A 20,384-nucleotide genomic window follows, 5' to 3' on the forward strand; every position below is an offset into this window, starting at 1 on the left:
GAGAGCAGGCTAGCGGCGATCGGACCGCGCGCCAACCATGAGATTTGGGAATTTCGCGGCGCCGCGACAAGCTCGCGGCGGCTTCAGCCACATTTCTGGCCGGACGGGAGGCGGCCGCTCAGGGCGAGCGGACGGCCCGCCATTGCGCCGAGAGGATGTTCATGCGCAGCAAATTCATCGATACGTCGTCGTTCCTCTATGCCGGCTTCGCCATTCTCGCGGCGTCCTTGTTCGCCGCTTTCGCTTTCGTCGGCAAGCAGGCGACCGACTATCGCGACGTGCGGCAGCTCATCGGCGAGAAGCGGATTCATCACAACATACTCGATCGGCTCCAGGAGGCCGAATCCGCGGAGCGCGGCTATCTGCTGACCAATGACGCGGCCTATCTCGCGCCCTTCGACGCCGCCAAGGCCCGCGTGAACGCCGATTTCGACGCGCTGCTGCGCGCGAGCGAGCCGGGCGAGGATCGCAATGCGCTGGAGGCGCAGCGCGTGATCGCCAATGAGAAGCTCGCCGAAATGACCAAGAATGTGGAGCTGCAGGCGGCCGGCCGGCATGAGGACGCCGTGGCCATCGTGCGCGCCGGCTCCGGCAGGGCCTTCATGGAGCAGCTGCGCGTCGGCCTCGACGACAAGACGTCTCGCCAGCAGCAGCTGATCGACGCACAATCGCGCGGCGTGGAGACGAATGGCTCGCTGCTGCGCGCCGGCGCGGCGCTCGCCATCTCCATCACCATTCTCATCGGCGCGGCGACCATCGCCGTGCTGCGCGGACGGCTCGAGGAGATCGCGGCGGCGCAATCGGAGCTGCGCGACGTCAACGCCGCGCTCTCCACCGAGGCGGCGCAGCGCGAGCAGCTCGCCGAGCAATTGCGCCAATCGCAGAAGATGGAGGCGATCGGCCAGCTCACCGGCGGCCTCGCGCATGATTTCAACAATATGCTCGCCGTCGTCATCGGCAGCGTCAATCTCGCCAAGCGGCGCCTCTCCACCGATCCGGCGGAGACGCTGCGCTATCTCGACAGCGCGCTGGAAGGCGCCGAGCATGCGGCGACGCTGACGCATCGTCTGCTCGCCTTCTCGCGGCGCCAGCCCCTCGCGCCCGAGCCGATCGACCCCAATAAGATGGTCTCGTCCATGGCCGAGATGCTTCGCCGCACGCTGGGCGAGGATGTGCGGCTGGAGGCGGTCTTCGCCGGCGGCCTGTGGCGCGCCTATGCGGACCCAAGCCAGCTCGAGACGACGATCCTCAATCTCGCGCTCAATGCGCGCGACGCCATGCCCCAAGGCGGGGCGCTCACCATAGAGACGAGCAACGCCTATCTCGACGAGGAATATGCCGCGCGCGAGGTGGGCATACCGTCCGGCCAATATGTGCTGATCGCCGTCACCGACACCGGAACCGGCATGAGCCGCGAGACGGTCGCGCGCGCCTTCGATCCTTTCTTCACCACCAAGCCCGCCGGGCGCGGCACCGGGCTCGGATTGAGCCAGGTCTATGGCTTCGTGCGCCAGTCGGGCGGGCATGTCCGCATCTATTCGGAGCAGGGGCTCGGCACCACGGTCAAGCTCTATCTGCCGCGCCATCACGGCCCCGCCAGCGCGACGACCACATCCACGCCGCCTGCGCGCACCGCGCCGCGCAGCGAGAAGAGCGAGACGATCCTCATCGTCGAGGACGATACGCGCGTGCGTGATCTCACCGCCGACACGCTCGCCGAGCTCGGCTATAGCGTGCTGGCGGCAGAGAGCGCCGCCGCCGCGCTGCGCCAGCTCGAGGTCAATCCGAATATTTCGCTGCTGTTCACCGATGTGGTGATGCCCGACACCAATGGCCGCAAGCTCGCCGAGGAGGCGTGGAGGCGTCGGCCCGATCTGAAGATACTCTTCACCACCGGCTACACGCCCAACGCCGTCGTCCACAATGGCGTGCTGGACCCCGGCGTCGAGCTGATCGTGAAGCCCTATTCCATCGATCGGCTGGGGCGCAAGGTGCGCGACGTTCTAGACGGCGCGCGCGCCGTTCCGCCGGAGACGAAGACGAGCCGGCGCAAGGTCATGATCGTCGATGACGACGCGGCCGTGTGCGAGGCCATGGCGGAGCTGCTGCGTCTCGAGAATTACGAGGTCGGCGTCGCCAGCGACGGAATGCGCGCGCTCGAGCTGGCGCAGAGCTTCAAGCCCGATGTCGCTCTGCTCGATCTCGGCCTTCCGATCATGGACGGCTATGAGACGGCGCGCCGGCTGCGCGCCGCGCCGGAAGGGCGGGATCTTCTCCTCATCGCCTCCACCGGCTCCGGCGGCGATGATGTGCGGCGTCTCTGCGAGGCCGCCGGATTCGATTTCCATCTCGTCAAGCCGATCGATCTCGACGCGCTGAAGGCTCTGATCGACGGCCAAAAGCCGCACCCCTCTCGCGCCACATGAGGCGCTCCCCCATATAGAGGCGCCGAAGGAACAGCGCATGGTCAGCGCCAATGCATGCGACGCCCGCACAGCTGAAGATGATCGTCGAATCCGCCTTCGCCGCGCGCTTTCTGATCGCCGACGATCGCATCCTCTATGTCAATCGCGCGACCGAGGACATGTTCGGCTATTCGGCCGAGGAGCTCGTCGGCCACACTGTCGATATGCTGCTGCCGGATGAGGTGCGAGTCCGTCACCCAGGCCTGCGTGAGGAGTATTACAAGGCGCCGCGCCGCATTCTGCTCGGCGTCGACAGGGATGTTCGCGCGCGCAAGAAATCGGGCGTCGAATTTCCCATTCATCTCGGCCTCGCGCCGATCCTCGAGGACGGACGTCTCTACGTCGCCGTGACGGTGTTCGATATCTCGCATCACAAGGAGATCGAGCGTCAGCTCGTCGAGCGCGCCGAGGAGCTTCAGCTCGCCAATGAGCGTCTGGCGCGTTTCGCCTATATCGCCTCGCATGATCTGCAGGAGCCGCTGCGCAAGATCGCAACCTTCGCCGATATCGTCACCGCCTCGATCGCCAAGGGCGATCTCGTGGAGGCCGCGCATGCGGGCGAAGTGGCGCGCGCCTCGGCGCTGCGCGCGCGCCAGCTTGTCGACGGCCTGCTCGCCTTCTCGCGGCAGGTCTCGACGCCGCCACGGCTGGAGACGCTGGACATTCGCCGAGAGATCGAGGCCGTCGTCTCGGATTTCTCCGAGCTGATCCGCCAGACGCAGGCGCAAATCGCCGTCGCCGTTCCGCCGGGCGTGCTGATAGAGGCGGACAAGCCGCAATTCGAGCGCTGCCTCTCGAGCTTGCTCTCCAATGCGATCAAATATCGCAAGCCCGGCCACACGCCGAATATTCGCTTCTTCCTTCGGCGCGAGCCGGAGCTCGCCCTTTCGGTCGCCGATGACGGCATAGGCTTCGAGCCGAAATACGCCGAGGCCATATTCGAGCCGCTGCGCCGGCTCCACAGCTTCGCGCAATATCCCGGCGCGGGCGTCGGCCTCGCTCTGTGCAAATCCACATGCGAGCGCCATGGCTGGCGCATAGAGGCCGATTCGCAGCTCGGCGCCGGCGCGACATTCACCATGACCATTCCGCGCGGCGAAGCTCCAAAGGTTAGCCCTCTGAAAGCTTCAGCGTGAGGCATTTGGCGGCGCCGCCCGCCTTCATGAACTCCGAGAGCGGCGTGACGACGGGCGCGAAGCCCGCCGCGCGCAAGCGCTGCTGCAGATGCGGCGAGGCGTCGTTCAGCGCGAGATCGCCATCGAGATCGACGGCGTTGCAGGCAAAGCGCATCGCATCCGCCTCGTCGATCTCTATGCGCTTCTCGCGCGGAACGACCGTCTCGATCGCGGCGCGCGAGGCGGCGTCGAAAGCCGGCGGATAAAACATCAGCCAGCCGCCCGCGAGCGGGCAGAAGCAAGTGTCGAGGTGATAGAAGCGCGGATCGATCAGCCGCAAGCCGATCACGCGCCGCCCGACGATGCGCTCCAGCGCCGCCGGCGCCTCTTCGGCCGAGCGCATGCCATGGCCGCACCAGACGACATCGGCGCCGCGATCGATGAGCGCGTCGCCCGCGCCCTCGAAGGGAACATGCTCCGGCCAGGCCGCGACGCGAAAGCCGCGCGCCTCGAAGAAGGCGCGAAACAAGGGCTCCTCCGGCCGCCGCTCCTCGGCGCGAAAGCGGCTCACCACAGCCGTTTCGCCGAGCACGAATCCGGCGTTGGCGGTGAACACCATATCTGGCAGGCCCGCCGCCGGCGTGACCAGCTCCACCTCGGCGCTCTCGGCCACGAGCGCGCGCAGAGTCTGCCATTGCTCGCGCGCGAGCGTGCGCGCGGTGCGGCCGATCTGATGCTCCATCCAGGGATTGATGACATAGCGCACGTCGAAATCATCCGGCGCGCACATCAGCACGCGCTGGCGCCGCTCCTCGCGCGGCGCGCGCGCAGGCTCGAACATGGAATGCGGCTGCGTCATCGCGAGTCCTTTCGTTATCGCGAGTTCTTTCGTTTCCCGGCATGAAGACGGCGCCGAGACTGCTCCGTCCCGGCGCCGCAATGATGACAGGCGGCGATCAGCTCGCCAGAGCGCGCTTGGCCGGACGCGCGCGCTCGACGAATTCGGCGAGCGTCTCCTCGAAGCGATCGAGCGCCCAATCCAAATCCTCGCGCGCGATGACGAGCGGCGGCGACAGGCGCACGACGCTGTGATGCGTCACAGTGGAGAGCACGCCCTTGTCGCAGAGGCTCTCGCAGACCTCGCGGCCGGTGGCGTAGCGCGGATCGATCTCGGCGCCCGCCCACAGGCCCTTGCCGCGCACGTCGCGCAGCGCGGGACTGTCGATGTTGCGCAGACGGCGCAGCATATGCTCGCCCAGGCTCGCGCTGCGCTCGACGAGCTTCTCGTCGCGCATCACATGCAGCGCCTCGAGCCCCACCGCCGCGGCGAGCGTGTTGCCGCCGAAGGTCGAGCCATGCGAGCCGGGCGTGAACATATCCATCAGCGCGCGCGTGCCGACGAAAGCGGACACCGGCAGCACGCCGCCGCCGAGCGCCTTGCCGAGCATGACGCCATCGGGCTTCACATTCTCGTGCTGGAACGCGAACCAGGCGCCGGTGCGCCCGAGACCCGCCTGCACCTCGTCCACGATCAGCAGCAGGCCGCGCGCGTCGCAGAGCGCGCGCAGGCCGGAGAGCCAGCCGACCGGCGGCACGATGACGCCCGCCTCGCCCTGCACGGGCTCGACCATTATCGCGACCGTGTCCGGCCCGATCGCCGCTTCTGTCGCGGCGAGATCGCCATAGGGAACCGCGCGAAAGCCGCCGCCATAGGGACCGAAATCGTCGCGATAGGCCGGCTCCGAGGAGAAGCCCACGATGGTCGTGGTGCGGCCGTGGAAATTGCCCTTGGCCACGATGATCTCGGGATTTTTCAGCCCACGAACGCGGCGCCCGTAGCGGCGCGCCGCCTTGATCGCGGTCTCCACCGCTTCGGCGCCGGTGTTCATCGGCAGCGCGACATCGAGGCCGGTGAGATTGCACAGCTCGGTGAGGAAAGCGTCGAGACGATCGTCGTAATAGGCGCGCGACGGCACGGCGAGACGCTGCGCCTGCTCGGTGAGGACTTTCAGAATGCGCGGATGCGCATGGCCGTGGCTCACCGCGGAATAGGCGCTCATCATATCGACATAGCGGCGACCATTCACATCGAACAGAAAGGCGCCTTCGCCGCGCGAGAGCGTGATCGGAAGCGGCGCGTAATTGCGCGCGCGATGCGGATTGTCGACGGACTTGACGTTGGCGTTCATGAACGAATGACCTCGCTGCTTCGTTATGTGGGCGTCGCCTCGACGATTTGCATCAGTGCGGGCGATCGGCGGCTCACGGGACGCGAAGCCTCGGCGAGCCAGTCTCTCGTGGAGCGCGTCGTTACGCCGCTCCGACGTTCGCGTTGCAAATACATCGAACACGAGCTATTTGCGAGACAAATAAAGCAGCAAAACGGCGAGATGGGAAGCACAGCTATGGAATCATGTGCAACAACCAACGATATCGCAGCGAGAGCTGAAGAGCTGCTCTTTCGAATTACTGTTCCGTCCGCGCTATTCCGTGATGGGAATTTGCTAGTGCGAACGCCGATTACCGGCGAAGTCATCGCCAGAGCAAAAACAAAAGACAGCGATGCTTTAGATTTGGCGATCGGCGAGGCCGACGCCGCCTATCGCAAATGGCGCAATATTCCGGCGCCGCGGCGTGGCGAATTGGTGCGCCTTTTCGGCGAGGAATTGCGCTCGGCGAAGAATGAGCTCGCCGAGCTCATCACGATAGAGGCCGGCAAGATCGTCTCCGAAGCGCGCGGCGAGGTGCAGGAGATGATCGACATTTGCGACTATGCCGTCGGCCTGTCGCGCCAGCTCTACGGTCTCACGATCGCGACCGAGCGTCCCGGCCATCGCATGATGGAGACATGGCATCCGCTCGGCGTCGTCGGAATCATCTCCAGCTTCAATTTCCCGGTCGCCGTATGGGCCTGGAACGCCGCCATAGCGCTCGTCTGCGGCGACGCGCTGGTGTGGAAGCCGTCCGAAAAAACGCCGCTGACGGCGCTCGCCACCCACGCGCTGTTCGAGCGCGCGCTGGCGCGTTTCGGCGAGGCGCCCAAAGGACTCTCGGCGCTCGTCATCGGCGGGCGCGAGCTCGGCGAGAAGCTCGTCGACGATCGTCGCGTCGCGCTCGTCTCGGCGACCGGCTCGACCGCCATGGGCCGCGCTGTCGGGCCGCGGCTCGCGCAGCGCTTCGCGCGCTCCATTCTCGAGCTCGGCGGCAATAACGCCGCCATCGTCTGTCCGTCGGCGCCGCTCGATCTCGCTGTCCGCGCCATCGCTTTCGCCGCCATGGGCACGGCCGGCCAGCGCTGCACCACGCTGCGCCGCCTCATCGTGCACGAATCCGTCTATGATCAGCTGATCGGAAGGCTCTCGCTCGCCTATGCCTCGGCGCCGGTCGGCGATCCGCGCGAGGGCAAGACGCTCATCGGCCCGCTCATCGACGGCGATTCCTATCGCGCCATGCGACACGCGCTGGACGAAGCCGCGACGATCGGCGGAAAAGTCTATGGCGGCCAGCGTCTGTTCGCGCAGGAGCGGCCGGACGCTTACTATGCGCGGCCGGCGCTGGTGGAGCTGGCCGAGCCGGCGCCGGTCTCGCGCCGCGAGACTTTCGCGCCTATCCTCTATGCGATGAAATATCGCGAGCTGGACGAGGCGCTGCATATGCAGAACGATGTGAGCCATGGCTTGGCCTCGTCCATCTTCACCACCGATCTGCGCGAGGCGGAGCGTTTCCTCTCCGCGGAAGGGTCCGATTGCGGCATCGCCAATGTGAATATCGGCCCGTCCGGCGCCGAGATCGGCGGCGCCTTCGGCGGCGAGAAGGAAACCGGCGGCGGCCGCGAGGCGGGCTCCGATTCCTGGAAGGCCTATATGCGCCGCGCCACCAACACGATCAATTATTCGAGCGCTCTGCCGCTCGCGCAGGGCGTCGTCTTCGACGTGTGACGCATCCGCCGATCGATCTCGAGGAGTCCGACATGACCGAGACCCATGTTCCCGCCGATACGATCCGCTCGATCTTCTCCGCGGCGATGACGCAAATGTATCGCGACGAGGTGCCGCGCTATCAGGAGATGACGCGCGTCGTCGGCGAGATCGACGGCGAGGCGCTGGCGCGCGATCCTGCGCTGGAGGCGCGGCTGCGCCGCTCCGGCGCATTCGATCTCATCGGAGTCGAGCGCCACGGCGCCATTCGCGTCGGACGGCCGGAAGAGCTCGCGGGATTGCGGCGGCTCTTCGCCGTCATGGGCATGTATCCGGTCGGCTATTACGATCTCACGCCCGCCGGCGTGCCGGTGCATTCCACATGCTTTCGGCCTGTCGAGACGGAGTCGATCAGGCGCTGTCCTTTCCGCATCTTCACCTCGCTTTTGCGTCCCGAGCTGATCGAGGGCGAGGATCTGCGCCGCGAGGCGCAGGAGATTCTCGCGCGTCGGCGCATCTTCACGCCGCGTTGCCTGCATCTCATCGAGATCTTCGAGGCCAATGGCGGGCTCGGCGAAGCGCTGGCGATCGAGTTCGTGCATGAGGCGTTGCATACGTTTCGCTGGCGCGGCGAGGCCACCGTCACCGCCGGCGTCTATGAGGCCTATCGCAAGGCGCATCCGCTCGTCGCCGACGTCGTCTGCTTCCACGGTCCGCACATCAATCATCTGACGCTGCCGACGCTCGACATAGACGCTGCGCAGAAGGCGCTCGCCGAGCGCGGGCTCGATCCGAAATCCATCGTCGAAGGCCCGCCGCGACGCCAATTTCCGATTCTGCTGCGCCAGACGAGCTTCAAGGCCATCGCCGAGCCGGTGCGCTTCGCGGGACGCGACGAAGCGCGCGGCGAGCATCGCGCGCGCTTCGGCGAGATCGAGCAGCGCGGCGCCGCGCTCACGGCGAAGGGCCGCGCGCTCTATGACCGATTGCTCGCCGAGACGCTCGCCGCCAATCCGCCGCGCGATGGCGCGATCAACGATTATCGAGCCGAGCTGGAGCGCCGCTTCTCCGCCTTTCCCGATGACGCCGCGACAGTGCGCGCGCAGGGCCTCGCCTTCTTCCGCTATGCGCCGGGCGATAAGCGCGCGGCCGGATCCAGCGATGTCGAGACTCTGCTGCGCGAAGGCGCGCTCGTCGCGGAGCCGATCACCTATGAAGATTTTCTGCCGGTGAGCGCGGCCGGAATCTTCCAGTCCAATCTTGGAGAGGGTGGACGCCGCGAGCTATCGGCCTCGGCCAATCGCGACGCGTTCGAGCATGCGCTCGGAACGAAGGTCGCCGATGAGACGGCGATTTACGCGCATGAGGAAAAAAGCTCACTGGAGCGGGCGCTCGAAGCGCTCGCGCGGCGATCACCAATGGCCGAGAATGCAGGCCGATAGCGGATAGCCCATGGCGAGGCCGAGCGTCACGCCGCCGAGCACATCGCTGGGATAGTGATGCGCGGTGGCGATGCGCGACCACGCCATGGAGAGCGCGAGCGCAGCGGCGGAAGCGGCGGCCGAAGGCCAAGCGAGAACGATGGGCGCCAGCACCCCGCTGAGCGTCATCATATGGCCGCTCGGAAAGGAATGCTCGTCGAGTATCTTCAGCAGCGACGTCAGCCGCGGATCGACATGAAACGGGCGCTTGCGTCCGATGCGCTTCTTGATGAGCGGAAACAGCGTGTGCAGCAGCGCGGCGTTGAGTCCGCCGAGCGCGATCACCGGCCAGGCATCGCGCCCGGCGAGGCAGAAGATCGCCGCCGCGAGGATGGGATAGATCCATCCATTGCCGAGCTTGCTGATCGTGATCGCGAGCATTCGGCCCAGCGTGAATTGCGTGGAGCGCGCTACGAAATGCACGCCCGCGAGATCGGCGCGCAGCAGGCGCTCGCGCCAGAGGAGCAGCGTCTCGGCGAGAACGAGACGTTCGAGTGAGAGGCGGCGGTTCGAAGCGAGCAGCATGGCGAGAAAGCTAGGCGCCGCGTGCTGCCGTTTCGTGACACATGAACGACGTTTCGATTGCAACGCGCGCCGCGAACGTCACATCATTGTCAATCATGCACGGAGCGTGCGTGCGCAGAAAGGGATAGATCGCGAGCTTCGGCGCAGCGCCTCGCGCGAGGAAATTTTTTGCGCGGCCCACCGAAGCGAAAGGCCGCGCCGCTCTCCGCCCGTCACATTTTATTCACAGTCCCAGAGCGATCTCTCGCCCGGCCTGAGCCGAAGCGCGAGGGCCCGCTATTTGCGCCGCGTCCCTACCTTGGCCGTCGCCGCGCTCGCCGGCTCCGGCTCGAAAAGGAAATAACGCCCGCCGAGCGCGCCTTCGAATGGCCTGCCGTCGCCAGACCGTCGCAATTCGAAATGGACCACCGTGTTCGGCACGAGCACGCGAAGCGTCGTCTCGGAGCGCGCCTCGATGGAGACCTGCAGCGGCTCTTCCGCACGGTCGACGTCGGTCAGCCAGATCAGCCTTTCCATATCGGTCCTTCCGCAATCCGCTCGCTCTCTAGAACCGACGATTAAGGCGCCGCCAGTTTGGCGACATCTGGGCGCGACTGCGGCCTCGGCAGGACGTCTCGCCCGAGCCGGTCGTGAGGAAGACGCCACATCGATGCCGAATCTTCCCGCGTCAGATTACCGACAAATCATACAGACAGAGGCGCGGCCGAAAACCTATATCTCGCCGGCCCCGCCCTCCGCTTTTTCGCGGTGATCATGTGGCGACGACGTCGAGGACGAGGGCCGACAAACAAAGACATGGCTCGAGAGATCGCGAGCCGATGCTTCACGAGGCGACATCTCCATTCCGCTCTGCGATCCGCCGGGCGATGGCTGTTGCAGGAGGACTCGTCGATGAGGAAACTACTGAATTCGGTATCGCTGCTCGCCGTGCTGACGGTGGCGCCGATCGGCGTCGCTTCGGCCAACGACAAGCTCGACCAGCTCTCCAAGAGCGAAGAAAACTGGGTGATGCCGGGTAAGAATTATCACTCGGACAATTACAGCACGCTGACGCAGATCAACACGAGCAACGTCAAGGATCTGAAGGTCGCCTGGACCTTCTCGACCGGCCTGCTCAACGGCCACGAGGGCGCGCCGCTCGTCGTCGACGGCAAGATGTATATTCACACGTCCTTCCCGAACAACACTTTCGCGCTCGATCTGAACGATCCGACCCGCATCCTCTGGCAGGACAAGCCGAAGCAGAATGCGGCCGCCCGCGCAGTGGCCTGCTGCGATCTCGTCAATCGCGGCCTCGCTTATTGGCCCGGCGATTCCAAGACTCCGCCGCTCATTCTGAAGACGCTGCTCGATGGCCATATCGAGGCGCTCAACGCCAAGACCGGCGAGCTGGTGTGGAAGATGGAGAACTCCGACTATAAGGTCGGCTCCACGCTCACCATCGCGCCCTATGTCATCAAGGACAAGGTTCTCGTCGGCTCCTCCGGCGCCGAGCTCGGCGTGCGCGGCTATGTGACTGCCTATGACGTCCACACCGGCGAGCAGTCCTGGCGCGCTTATGCGACCGGCCCGGACGAGGATGTGCTGCTGGGCAAGGACTTCAACAGCAAGAACCCTCATTACGGCCAGAAGGGCCTCGGCACTTCGACCTGGGAAGGCGACGCGTGGAAGATCGGCGGCGGCACCAATTGGGGCTGGTACGCTTATGATCCGGGCACGAACCTCTTCTACTACGGCTCGGGCAATCCGGCGCCGTGGAACGAGACGATGCGTCCGGGCGACAACAAATGGACGATGACCATCTTCGGCCGCGACATCGACACGGGCGAAGCGAAGTTCGGCTATCAGAAGACCCCGCATGACGAGTGGGACTTCGCCGGCGTGAACTTCATGCTGCTCACCGAGCAGAAGGACAAGGATGGCAAGGAGCGCAAGCTGCTGACGCATCCTGATCGCAACGGCATCGTCTACACGCTCGACCGCACCAATGGCGATCTCATCTCGGCCGATAAGATCGACGACACGGTCAATGTGTTCAAGACGGTCGATCTGAAGAGCGGCCTGCCCGTTCGCGATCCCGAATATGGCACGCGCATGGACCATCTCGGCAAGGATATTTGTCCTTCCGCCATGGGCTATCACAATCAGGGCCATGATTCCTACGATCCGACCAAGCAGCTGTTCTTCCTCGGCGTGAACCACATCTGCATGGATTGGGAGCCCTTCATGCTTCCCTATCGCGCGGGTCAGTTCTTCGTCGGCGCGACGCTGAACATGTATCCCGGCCCGAAGGGCGATCGTCAGAAGGGCGAGGGCCTCGGCCAGATCAAGGCCTACAACTCGATCACCGGCCAGTTCAAATGGGAGAAGTTCGAGCGCTTCGCGGTTTGGGGCGGCACCACTGCGACGGCCGGCAATATCGTGTTCTACGGAACGCTGGACGGCTTCATCAAGGCCCGCAACAGCGATAATGGCGAGCTGCTGTGGAAGTTCAAGCTTCCCTCCGGCGTGCTCGGCTATCCGATCGTCTACAGCCACAATGGCACCGAATATGTCGCCATTCTCTACGGCGTCGGCGGTTGGCCGGGAGTGGGCCTCGTGTTCGATCTGCAGGACCCGACCGCCGGCCTCGGCGCGGTGGGCGCGTTCAAGCAGCTCGCCAATTACACGCAGATGGGCGGCGGCGTCGTGGTCTTCTCGCTGAATGGCAAGGGTCCGTACGACGACGTGAACCTCGGCGAATATAAGGCCCATTGATCCATCGGCAGTCGTCGGTCGCGTCCTCCCCTGTTCGCGATCGACGCAGCGCGCCGCCCGGATGCATGAAGCGCGTCCGGGCGGCCTTGCCACACATGCAAACGGATCGGATCGCTCCCATGTCGCGTATCACCTCTCCGCGTCTCGTCGCCTCTGGACTCGCTCTGGCGTTGCTGAGCAGCGCCGCAGGCGCTCTCGCGCAACAGACGAAGCCTTCGGCCGCCGCTTCTGCGAGCAAGGCCGACACATTGCGCATCTGCGCTTCGGAAGCGCAATCGCCGCTCTCCCTCAAGGACGAATCCGGCCTCGAGAACCGCATCGCTGTTGCGCTCGCCGAGGCGATGGGCCGCAAGGCGGAATTCGTCTGGTCGTCGAAGCCGGCGATCTATCTGGTGCGAGATTATCTCGACAAGAATCAGTGCGACGTCGTCATCGGTCTGGACACGGGCGATCCGCGCGTCGCGACCAGCAAGCCCTATTTCCGCACCGGCTATGTGTTCGTGACCAAGGCCGAGAAGAATCTCGACATCAAATCCTGGTCCGATCCGCGCATCAAATCCTTCAATCACATCGCCGTGCCTTTCGGCTCGCCGGCCGAGGTGATGCTGAAGGAGATCGGCGAATATGAGAACGACATGGCCTATCTCTATTCGCTGGTGAATTTCCGCTCGCCGCGCAATCAATACACGCAGATCGACCCTGCGCGCATGATCGGCGAGGTGGCGAGCGGCAATGCAGAGCTCGCCTCCGCCTTTGCGCCCGATGTGGCGCGCTTCGTCAAATCGTCGCCGACGCCGCTGCGCATGACGCTCGTCGACGACGATTCCAAGCGCAGCGACGGACAGAAGATCGGGCAGCACTACGACCAGTCGGTCGGCGTGCGCCTTTCGGACAAGGAACTGCTCGCGCAAGTGAATGCGGGCCTCGATCGCGCCAAGCCGAAGATCGACCAAATCCTCACGGCGGAAGGCGTTCCGCTTCTGCCCATCGTCAATCCGGTCGCAGCGCACTGACGCCTGGCGAATATCGAAGAGACCGACAAAAATGAAATCGAGCACGAAAAAGGCCTTTGTCCTGGTCGGCGGCGCCTTCGCCAGCCTGATCGCTCTCTCGGCGATCGCCCAGAATGCGGGCATCACCTTTCGCAACACGATCACCGGCGAGGTGCTGAACTTCGACGATGCGCTGCCGGAAGGCAAGGACACGCCCGGCGTGAAGAAATTCATGCAGTCGGGCGTCAATCCTTATACGGAAGATGTCAGCTGCCTGAAGCAGGGCGAGCAGATCTTCCTGTCCGCCTGCTCCGGCTGTCATGGCCATATCGGCGAAGGCAAGATCGGCCCCGGCCTCAATGATTCCTATTGGACCTATCCGCAGAACGCGACCGATGAAGGCCTCTTCTCGACCATCTTCGGCGGCGCGCAGGCGTCGATGGGCCCGCAATACGCCAATCTCCAGCTCGACGAGATGCTGAAGGTGATGGCCTGGGTTCGCCATCTCTACAAGGACCCAATGGAGTTCGCGACCTGGCTGACGCCGGAGCAGCGCGCGAAGTTCAAGCCTTATCCCGGACACGAGACATTCCCCGACGATCCGCCCGGTCAGTGCAAGACCTCGGCAAAATGAACGACGTCGGGAAATTGAAGGTCGCGCTTTTGAGCGGCGCGACGGACACGGCGTGAGCCGTGCATAAATTGGAGGAAGGCACGATGGGAGTTTTGAAGATTGCGGCGGCCCTCGGCGTCGCGTTCGTCGTGAACGCGGCTGCGATCGGCGCGGCCTCTGCCTATGACGGCACCAAGTGCAAGGCGCCCGGCGATTGCTGGGAGCCCAAGCCCGGCTTCCCCGAAAAGGTCGCGGGCTCGAAATACGATCCCAAGCATGATCCCAAAGAGCTCGCCAAGAACCAGTCCGCCATCGCGGCCATGGAAGAGCGCAACAAGAAGCGCGCCGAGCACTTCAAGAAGACGGGCGCGTTCGTCTACGACGTCACCAAGATTCCGTAAGCGTTCGCGCGACAATGCCGTCCCCGCGCCCGGGGACGGTCGTCATGCGGCCACGATCCGGGTCCGGCGTCATTCGACAACAACGCGTCGGACCCTCTTCCCGGGATCGTGGCCGCAACGTCCTTTCTTCCGACGAGACGTTGGATCGTTCAGCGTGACAGACACCGCCGAAACCGACGCCGTCTTGGCCGACTGGCGCGCCAAGGCGCAGGAATTCGAGACGCGCGTCGCGCGCGTCGTCCTCGGCCAGAATCGCGTCATTCGCTTGGTGACGATCGCCATTTTCGCGCGCGGCCATGTGCTGCTGGAAGGCGATGTCGGCGTCGGCAAGACGACGCTTCTGCGCGCCGTCGCGCGCGCGCTCGGCGGCGCTTTCTCGCGCATAGAGGGCACGGTCGATCTCATGCCGAGCGACCTCCTCTATCACACCTATCTCGCCGACGACGGCCGCCCGCGCGTCGAGCCCGGACCGGTGCTGCGCCATGCGGAAGATCTCTCCATCTTCTTCTTCAACGAGATCAATCGCGCGCGCCCGCAGGTGCATTCGTTGCTGCTGCGGCTGATGGCGGAGCGCAGCGTCACCGCTTTCGATCGCGAATATTCCTTTCCGGCGCTGCAAGTCTTTGCTGATCGCAATCTCGTCGAGCGGGAGGAGACATTCGAGCTGCCCGCCGCCGCGCGCGACCGCTTTCTCATGGAGATATCCATGAAGACGCCCGCCGACGCCGGCGCCCGCCGCGCGCTGATCTTCGATCCGCGCTTTCACGACGTCGATCGCCTGCTCGATCAAATCGGCGAGCCCGTCTTCGACTATCGCGCGCTCGCTTCCGTCGCCGAGCTGATCCAGAACCGCGTCCACGCCAGCGAGACGCTCGAGGCCTATGTGGCCGCGCTCTGGGATGCGCTGCTCGATCCGCACGCCGCGGGCGTCGCTCTGCCGGATGTCGAAATGCGCGGTCTGGTGCGCGGCGGCGCGAGCCCGCGCGGCCTCGCCTTTCTCGTGCGCGCGGCGCGCGTGCGCGCCTGGCTCGAAGGTCGCGACGCGTTGACGCCGGAGGATATTCGCGAAATTTTCCTCGAGACGATGGCGCACCGCATCTTCGTCGATCCGATCTATGCGATGCGCGGCGACGATATCGTTCGCGATCTGTGCCGCGCCGCCTTCGCGACGGTCCCGGCGCCGTGAGACGCGAGGCGTGACGATGCAGCGCTTCGACATCGCCTATCGACCGCGCGGCCGCGTCTCCAACGGCTCGATCGGCGCGCATGGCGGCGTCGATGTCGGCGGCATAGGCGTGTTTCGCGATCACGCGCGCTTCATTCAATTTCCCGACGCCCGACGCATCGACATTCGCGCGACCATGCGCGATCCGACCGGCGAAACCCATGTGCGCCGCTTCGAGCAGCGCAATTCAATCGACGTCTATGCGCTCGTCGATCTCTCCGCCTCCATGGGCTTTCACGGCGCCGCGCGCCGTCTCGATCTCGTCGCCGATCTCTGCGCGGCGCTCGCCTTTTCGGCGACGCGCATCGGCGATCGTTTCGGCGTCATCGCCTGCGACGAGACATTGCGCAACGATCTTCTGCTGCCGGCGACGCGCGCACGGGGCGCGGCTGTCGCGGCGGCCGAGCGCTTGCGCATCGCCGCGCCGCGCGGCGCCTCGGCGAAGGCGCTGACGCAAGCCGCCGGCCTCATCGCCGGGCGACGCAAGCTCGTCCTGCTGATCTCCGATTTTCTCTGGCCGCGCGACTTTGCGACGCGTCTTTTCGGCCTGCTGGCGCAGCATGATCTCGCGCCCATTCTCGTCGCGGATTCCATGGAAGACCTCGAGCTTCCACACTTCGGCCTCGTCGAGCTCGACGACCTCGAAAGCGGCGCGCGGCGGCTCGTCTTCATGCGCCCGAGCCTGCGTCGCCGCTGGCTCGCGCGCGAGGCGGAGCGGCGCGACGCGCTGCGTCGTCTCGCGCTCGCGCATGGACGCCCGCCTTTCGTCATGAGCGACTTTTTCGACGCCGACGCGCTGTCGCGTCATCTGCTCGGGCTGTGACATGCGCGCAGCCCTGCTCGCTCTTTCGTTTCTTTTCGCGCTGGCCGCGCCCGCCGCGGCGGAAGTGAAATCCGTGCGCCTCTACGCGGATCGCAGCTTCGGCTTCTTCGTCGGCGATCTGGTGAATGCGCGGCTCGAGATCATCGCCGATTCCGTCTCCCGCTTGCAGACGGCCTCGCTGCCGCGCCCCGGCGCGCTCGATTATTGGCTCGATCTGCGCGACGTCCATGTGAGCGAGCAGCCCATTGGCGATGGCCTGACGCGCTGGGACATAGAGCTCGTCTATCAGCTCTTCTATGTCGCGCTCGATGTGCGCGATCTGCAAATACCGCCTTTTCCGCTGCGCTTTCTGCGTGAGGGCGACAGCGAGATCGCGCGCGCGCCGGCCTGGACGATCGGCGTCTCGCCCTTGCGCGAGGTGCTGCCGCCGCGCCGCGACAATCCTACCGATTACATGCGCGCGGATCGCGGCGTCGCGCGAGGCGACGCAACGACTCCGGCGGCGCGCGCGGGCATATTCGCGGCGCTCGCCTTCGGCGCTTTGGCGCTGGTCGCGCATGATCGCGGCTGGCCGCCGTTTCATCGTCGCCGCGCGCGCGTCTTCGCCGCCGCTGCGCGTCGCATCGCCGCGCTGACGAAACGTAATGACGAATCCTCGCGCCGCGCCGCATTGCTCGCGTTGCATCGCGCGATCGACGAATCCGCCGGCCATCGCATCTTCGCAGAGGACCTCGACGCCTTTCTTTCCAGTCATGCGGAATTCGCATCGGCGAAAGAGCCGCTCGGCCGCTTCTTCAATGCTTCACGCGCGCTCTTCTTCGGCGTCGGCGATGCGGGCGTCGAGCTCGCGGCGACAGAGCTGCTCGCATTGGCGAAGACATTGGCGGCGTTGGAGAGGAGCGCGGGATGAGCTTCGGCCTCGCCTCTCCGCTCGCGCTTTTCCTGCTGCCGCTGGCGCTCGCGCCGCTGCTCTTCTCGCCTTTGCGGCCATCGCCCATATCTTCCGTCGCCGCGGCGCCGCAGGATGCGCTCTCGACATTCATCGCATGGGCGTTGCGGTTTTTCGCAAGCCTCGCCATAGGCGCGAGCGCGCTCGCTATCGCCGGGCCTTTTCGCGAAGGCCGCGCCATTCAGCGCTATGGCGAAGGCGCGGAAATCTCGATCCTCGTCGATCGCAGCGCGAGCATGAACGAGACATTCGCCGGGCGCACGCCGGCGGGCGGCGAAGAGTCGAAAGCCGCCGCCGCCAAGCGAATCATGACGGATTTCGTCGACCGGCGCGCGCATGATCTCTTCGGCGTCACCGCCTTTTCGACCTCGCCGATCATGGTCATGCCGATGACCGATCATCGCGCGGCGGTGCGCGCCGCGATTCAGGCGATCGACCGGCCCGGACTCGGCTACACCAATATCGGTCGCGGCCTCGCAATGGCGCTGTCGCAATTTCCCGCGGGCGGCGAGATCGAATCGCGCGTGATATTGCTCGTCTCCGACGGAGCCGCCGTCATCGATCCGCGCATTCAAGATCAGCTGCGCGCCGATTTCCGCAAGATCCGGCCCAATCTCTATTGGCTGTTTCTGCGCACGCGCGGCTCCAAAGGCATAAGCGACCAGCCGGACGCCGGCGAGCTGGACACGCCGCAGGCCTTGCCGGAGCGCCATCTCGATCTCTTCTTCAAATCGCTCGGCGTCGGCTATCGCGCTTTCGAGGCGGAAGGCCCCGCCGCTGTGGCCGACGCCATAGCGGAGATCGATCGGCTCGAACGTCGCCCGTTCCGCTATGCGGAGCGCATTCCGCGCAAGGATCTGACGGACCAGAGCCTCGTCGTCGCGGCGCTCGCGACATCTGCGCTGATGGTCGCGAAATTCGCCGAGACGCGGCTGAAGCAATCGACGCGCGCGCCCGCGCCGGGGCGAGCGGCGAGGAGCGCCGCATGAGCGAATCCACGCGCGCGCAATATAGGCAGACGCTCGCGCGCTTCTTCGCGCGCTGGCGCTCGACGCTTCTCCTCGCGCTGCTCGCTGCGGCGCTGGCCGGGGCGTTGCAAAACGCCGTCGCCGCATGGCGGGCGCGCATCGACAATGCCGCGATCGGCGCGCTCGCCGCCGGGCGAGATGTCGAGACCGATTCTGCTTCCGCGCCCGAGCTCATCGCCGCGCGCGTCGAATTTCTCGCCGCGCGCGAGGAATTCGACAAGGCGCGCGCGCTGCTGGAGCCGCTCGACGTCGCCGGCCGCGACGAGCTCTCCGCCATCGCCCATTATGATCTCGGCAACGCCTTGCTGCGCCGCGCCTTCGATCTGCTGGAGCGGGGCCAGCTCGAGCCGGCCGGTCCTTTCGTCGAGCTGGCGCGTCGCGAATATCGTCGCGCATTGCAATTTCAGCCGGCGTTCTGGGACGCGAAATATAATCTCGACGTCGCCGCGCGTCTCGTGCGCGACAATCCGCAGCTCGAGCATTCGGGCGGCGACGAGCTGCCGGCGGACCCCAAGAAAATCTGGACCGACATTCCCGGCGCGCCCAAGGGGCTGCCATGACAGGCCCACGATGATGATCGCCCGCTTGCGCGATGCGCGGTTTCTCTCGCTCGCCTTCGCTCTGGCGGCGCTCGCCGCCGCTTTTGCGTTTCCGCGCACTGACGCGGTTCGCAATGGCGTCGATCTGCTGGCGACGCTGGACATCACCGGCAGCATGAACACACGCGATTATTCGCTGGATGGCGCGCCGACGAACCGCATCGAATTCGCCAAGCGGGCGTTGCGGCGGCTCGCCGCCGATCTTCCCTGCCCTTCGCGCGTCGGCCTCGCCATCTTCACCGAGCGCGAGCCCTTTCTGCTGTTTGAGCCGATAGACGTCTGCGAGAATTTCGCCGCTCTCGACGCGGCGATCGGCGCGCTCGACTGGCGCATGGCCTGGGAGGGCGACAGCCGCATCTCCGCTGGCCTGTTTCGCGCGGTCGAGATGGCGCGGCGCGTCGGCGCCGATCTCCTCTTCATTACCGATGGGCAGGAGGCGCCGCCGTTGCCGGCCTATGGCGCGCCGGTCTTCGAGGGCACGCGCGGCGCGATTTCGGGGCTCATTCTCGGCGCCGGCGGCTATGAGCCCGCGCCCATTCCGAAATTCGACGATCGCGGCCGCGAGACCGGCTTTTTTGGCGTGGACGAGGTGCCGCATGAGAGCCGCTTCGGCCTGCCGCCGGCGGGCGCGGAGCAGCGCGAGGGCTATAATCCGCGCAATGCGCCATTCGGCGGAGAGATGCGCGCCGGCACGGAGCATCTCTCCAGCGTGCGCGAGCCTTATCTGCGGCAGCTCGCCGAGACCACCGGCCTCGGCTATGCGCATTTGGAGAGGCCGGACGGGCTCGCGAGCGCGATTCTCGCGGTCGCGCGGCCGCGGCCGAGCCTCGCGCCGATCGATCTGCGCCCAGCCTTCGCTGCGGCGGCGCTCGTCGGCCTCGCCACCCTCTATCTCATCGTCCCGCTCGCGGAGATTTTCGCGCGGCGACGCCATTCCCGTCTCGCAACCACGCTCCCGAGGAGAATAGAGTGAAACCGAAAATCGCCCTCCTGGCCCTGCTCTTGTCTATCGCGCCGGCGCTGGCGCATGGCCCGACGCCGATCAAGGTCGACGAGAAGATCACCGTCGCCGCCGATCCCAAGGCGGTGTGGGCGCTCGTCGGCCATTTCGGCGCGCTCGACTGGCATCCCGATGTCGCCAGCGTGAAGGCGACCGGCGGCGACGCCAATGGCGCGGTGCGCGAGATCACGCTGCGCAAGGGCGGCGTCGTCACCGAGAGCCTCGACGAATATGATCCGCAGCAGATGAAGCTGAGCTATCGCATGTCGGACGCCAATCTTGACGCTCTTCCGATCAGCTCCTATTCGGCGACGCTGGCGGTGAAGCCGGCGGCGGGCGGCGGCAGCGAGGTGCAATGGTACGGCCGCCTCTATCGCGGCGACACCAGCAATGAGCCGCCGGACAATCTCAATGACGACGCCGCGCGCGAGGCGATGACCACCTTCCTGAAGGATGGGCTGCAGGGCCTCGCCAAAAAGCTGCAAGGCAAGTGA

At 65.7% G+C, this 20,384-nt stretch carries 19 protein-coding genes; 15 read left to right on the forward strand and 4 right to left on the reverse strand.

The window, feature by feature from the left end:
• Nucleotides 1-161: 161 nt before the first annotated feature.
• A complete protein-coding gene (locus tag METLW4_RS0118440) occupies nt 162-2,426 on the forward strand; it encodes a response regulator (protein WP_157235238.1) in 2,265 nt (754 codons plus the stop codon).
• 50 nt (nt 2,427-2,476) lie between these two features.
• The gene (locus METLW4_RS0118445) at nt 2,477-3,601 is read left to right on the forward strand and encodes a sensor histidine kinase (protein ID WP_018267716.1); all 1,125 of its coding nucleotides are present in this window, start codon (nt 2,477-2,479) and stop codon (nt 3,599-3,601) included.
• Here METLW4_RS0118445 and METLW4_RS0118450 read toward each other — a convergent pair.
• A complete protein-coding gene (locus tag METLW4_RS0118450) occupies nt 3,576-4,439 on the reverse strand; it encodes a dimethylarginine dimethylaminohydrolase family protein (RefSeq protein WP_018267717.1) in 864 nt (287 codons plus the stop codon). The two genes, METLW4_RS0118445 and METLW4_RS0118450, sit on opposite strands and share 26 nt — an antisense overlap.
• A 97-nt stretch (nt 4,440-4,536) precedes the next feature.
• On the reverse strand, nt 4,537-5,769 hold the full coding sequence (rocD, locus tag METLW4_RS0118455) for an ornithine--oxo-acid transaminase (protein WP_018267718.1): 1,233 nt from the start codon (nt 5,767-5,769) through the stop codon (nt 4,537-4,539).
• A gap of 216 nt (nt 5,770-5,985) precedes the next feature.
• On the opposite strand from rocD, the gene amaB reads away from it, so the two are divergent.
• Both amaB and hglS read left to right on the forward strand, forming a co-directional pair.
• Complete coding sequence (amaB, locus tag METLW4_RS0118460; protein ID WP_043333028.1) at nt 5,986-7,518, forward strand: L-piperidine-6-carboxylate dehydrogenase; 1,533 nt, start codon at nt 5,986-5,988, stop codon at nt 7,516-7,518.
• Nucleotides 7,519-7,550: 32 nt separating this feature from the next.
• Nucleotides 7,551-8,939: a 2-oxoadipate dioxygenase/decarboxylase HglS gene (hglS, locus tag METLW4_RS25325; RefSeq protein WP_043333029.1), complete on the forward strand. Its 1,389-nt coding sequence runs from the start codon at nt 7,551-7,553 to the stop codon at nt 8,937-8,939.
• Here hglS and METLW4_RS0118470 read toward each other — a convergent pair.
• Nucleotides 8,910-9,503, reverse strand: coding sequence for a phosphatase PAP2 family protein (locus METLW4_RS0118470; protein ID WP_018267721.1), 594 nt, complete (start codon nt 9,501-9,503; stop codon nt 8,910-8,912). The genes hglS and METLW4_RS0118470 overlap by 30 nt on opposite strands.
• 276 nt (nt 9,504-9,779) lie before the next feature.
• A complete protein-coding gene (locus tag METLW4_RS0118475) occupies nt 9,780-10,019 on the reverse strand; it encodes a hypothetical protein (RefSeq protein WP_018267722.1) in 240 nt (79 codons plus the stop codon).
• A 375-nt stretch (nt 10,020-10,394) separates the two neighbouring features.
• Between METLW4_RS0118475 and METLW4_RS0118480 the strand changes: the two genes are divergently transcribed.
• From METLW4_RS0118480 to METLW4_RS0118530, 11 genes are all read left to right on the forward strand, one after another.
• Nucleotides 10,395-12,260 (forward strand): methanol/ethanol family PQQ-dependent dehydrogenase, encoded by a 1,866-nt coding sequence (locus METLW4_RS0118480; protein WP_026191619.1) that lies wholly within the window; start codon nt 10,395-10,397, stop codon nt 12,258-12,260.
• Nucleotides 12,261-12,379: 119 nt separating this feature from the next.
• Nucleotides 12,380-13,273 carry a methanol oxidation system protein MoxJ gene (moxJ, locus tag METLW4_RS0118485; protein WP_026191620.1) on the forward strand — a complete coding sequence of 298 codons (894 nt, stop codon included), beginning with the start codon at nt 12,380-12,382 and terminating at the stop codon, nt 13,271-13,273.
• Nucleotides 13,274-13,304: 31 nt separating this feature from the next.
• Nucleotides 13,305-13,886: a cytochrome c(L), periplasmic gene (gene moxG / locus METLW4_RS0118490; RefSeq protein WP_018267725.1), complete on the forward strand. Its 582-nt coding sequence runs from the start codon at nt 13,305-13,307 to the stop codon at nt 13,884-13,886.
• A gap of 83 nt (nt 13,887-13,969) precedes the next feature.
• Entirely contained in the window at nt 13,970-14,266 is a 297-nt protein-coding gene (locus METLW4_RS0118495; protein WP_026191621.1) for a methanol dehydrogenase, read from the forward strand.
• Nucleotides 14,267-14,420: 154 nt separating this feature from the next.
• Nucleotides 14,421-15,452 (forward strand): AAA family ATPase, encoded by a 1,032-nt coding sequence (locus METLW4_RS0118500; protein WP_018267727.1) that lies wholly within the window; start codon nt 14,421-14,423, stop codon nt 15,450-15,452.
• 16 nt (nt 15,453-15,468) lie between these two features.
• Complete coding sequence (locus METLW4_RS0118505; RefSeq protein WP_018267728.1) at nt 15,469-16,314, forward strand: DUF58 domain-containing protein; 846 nt, start codon at nt 15,469-15,471, stop codon at nt 16,312-16,314.
• A gap of 1 nt (nt 16,315) precedes the next feature.
• On the forward strand, nt 16,316-17,224 hold the full coding sequence (locus tag METLW4_RS0118510; RefSeq protein ID WP_018267729.1) for a hypothetical protein: 909 nt from the start codon (nt 16,316-16,318) through the stop codon (nt 17,222-17,224).
• A complete protein-coding gene (locus tag METLW4_RS0118515; RefSeq protein ID WP_018267730.1) occupies nt 17,221-18,252 on the forward strand; it encodes a vWA domain-containing protein in 1,032 nt (343 codons plus the stop codon). Before METLW4_RS0118510 ends, METLW4_RS0118515 begins: the two co-directional genes overlap by 4 nt.
• Nucleotides 18,249-18,851 (forward strand): hypothetical protein, encoded by a 603-nt coding sequence (locus METLW4_RS0118520; RefSeq protein ID WP_018267731.1) that lies wholly within the window; start codon nt 18,249-18,251, stop codon nt 18,849-18,851. The genes METLW4_RS0118515 and METLW4_RS0118520 overlap by 4 nt, the downstream gene beginning before the upstream one ends.
• Nucleotides 18,852-18,861: 10 nt before the next feature.
• Complete coding sequence (locus tag METLW4_RS25330; protein ID WP_018267732.1) at nt 18,862-19,863, forward strand: VWA domain-containing protein; 1,002 nt, start codon at nt 18,862-18,864, stop codon at nt 19,861-19,863.
• Nucleotides 19,860-20,384 carry an SRPBCC family protein gene (locus tag METLW4_RS0118530; protein WP_018267733.1) on the forward strand — a complete coding sequence of 175 codons (525 nt, stop codon included), beginning with the start codon at nt 19,860-19,862 and terminating at the stop codon, nt 20,382-20,384. Before METLW4_RS25330 ends, METLW4_RS0118530 begins: the two co-directional genes overlap by 4 nt.

Origin of the sequence: Methylosinus sp. LW4, from assembly GCF_000379125.1 — a bacterium.
Classification (GTDB): domain Bacteria; phylum Pseudomonadota; class Alphaproteobacteria; order Rhizobiales; family Beijerinckiaceae; genus Methylosinus.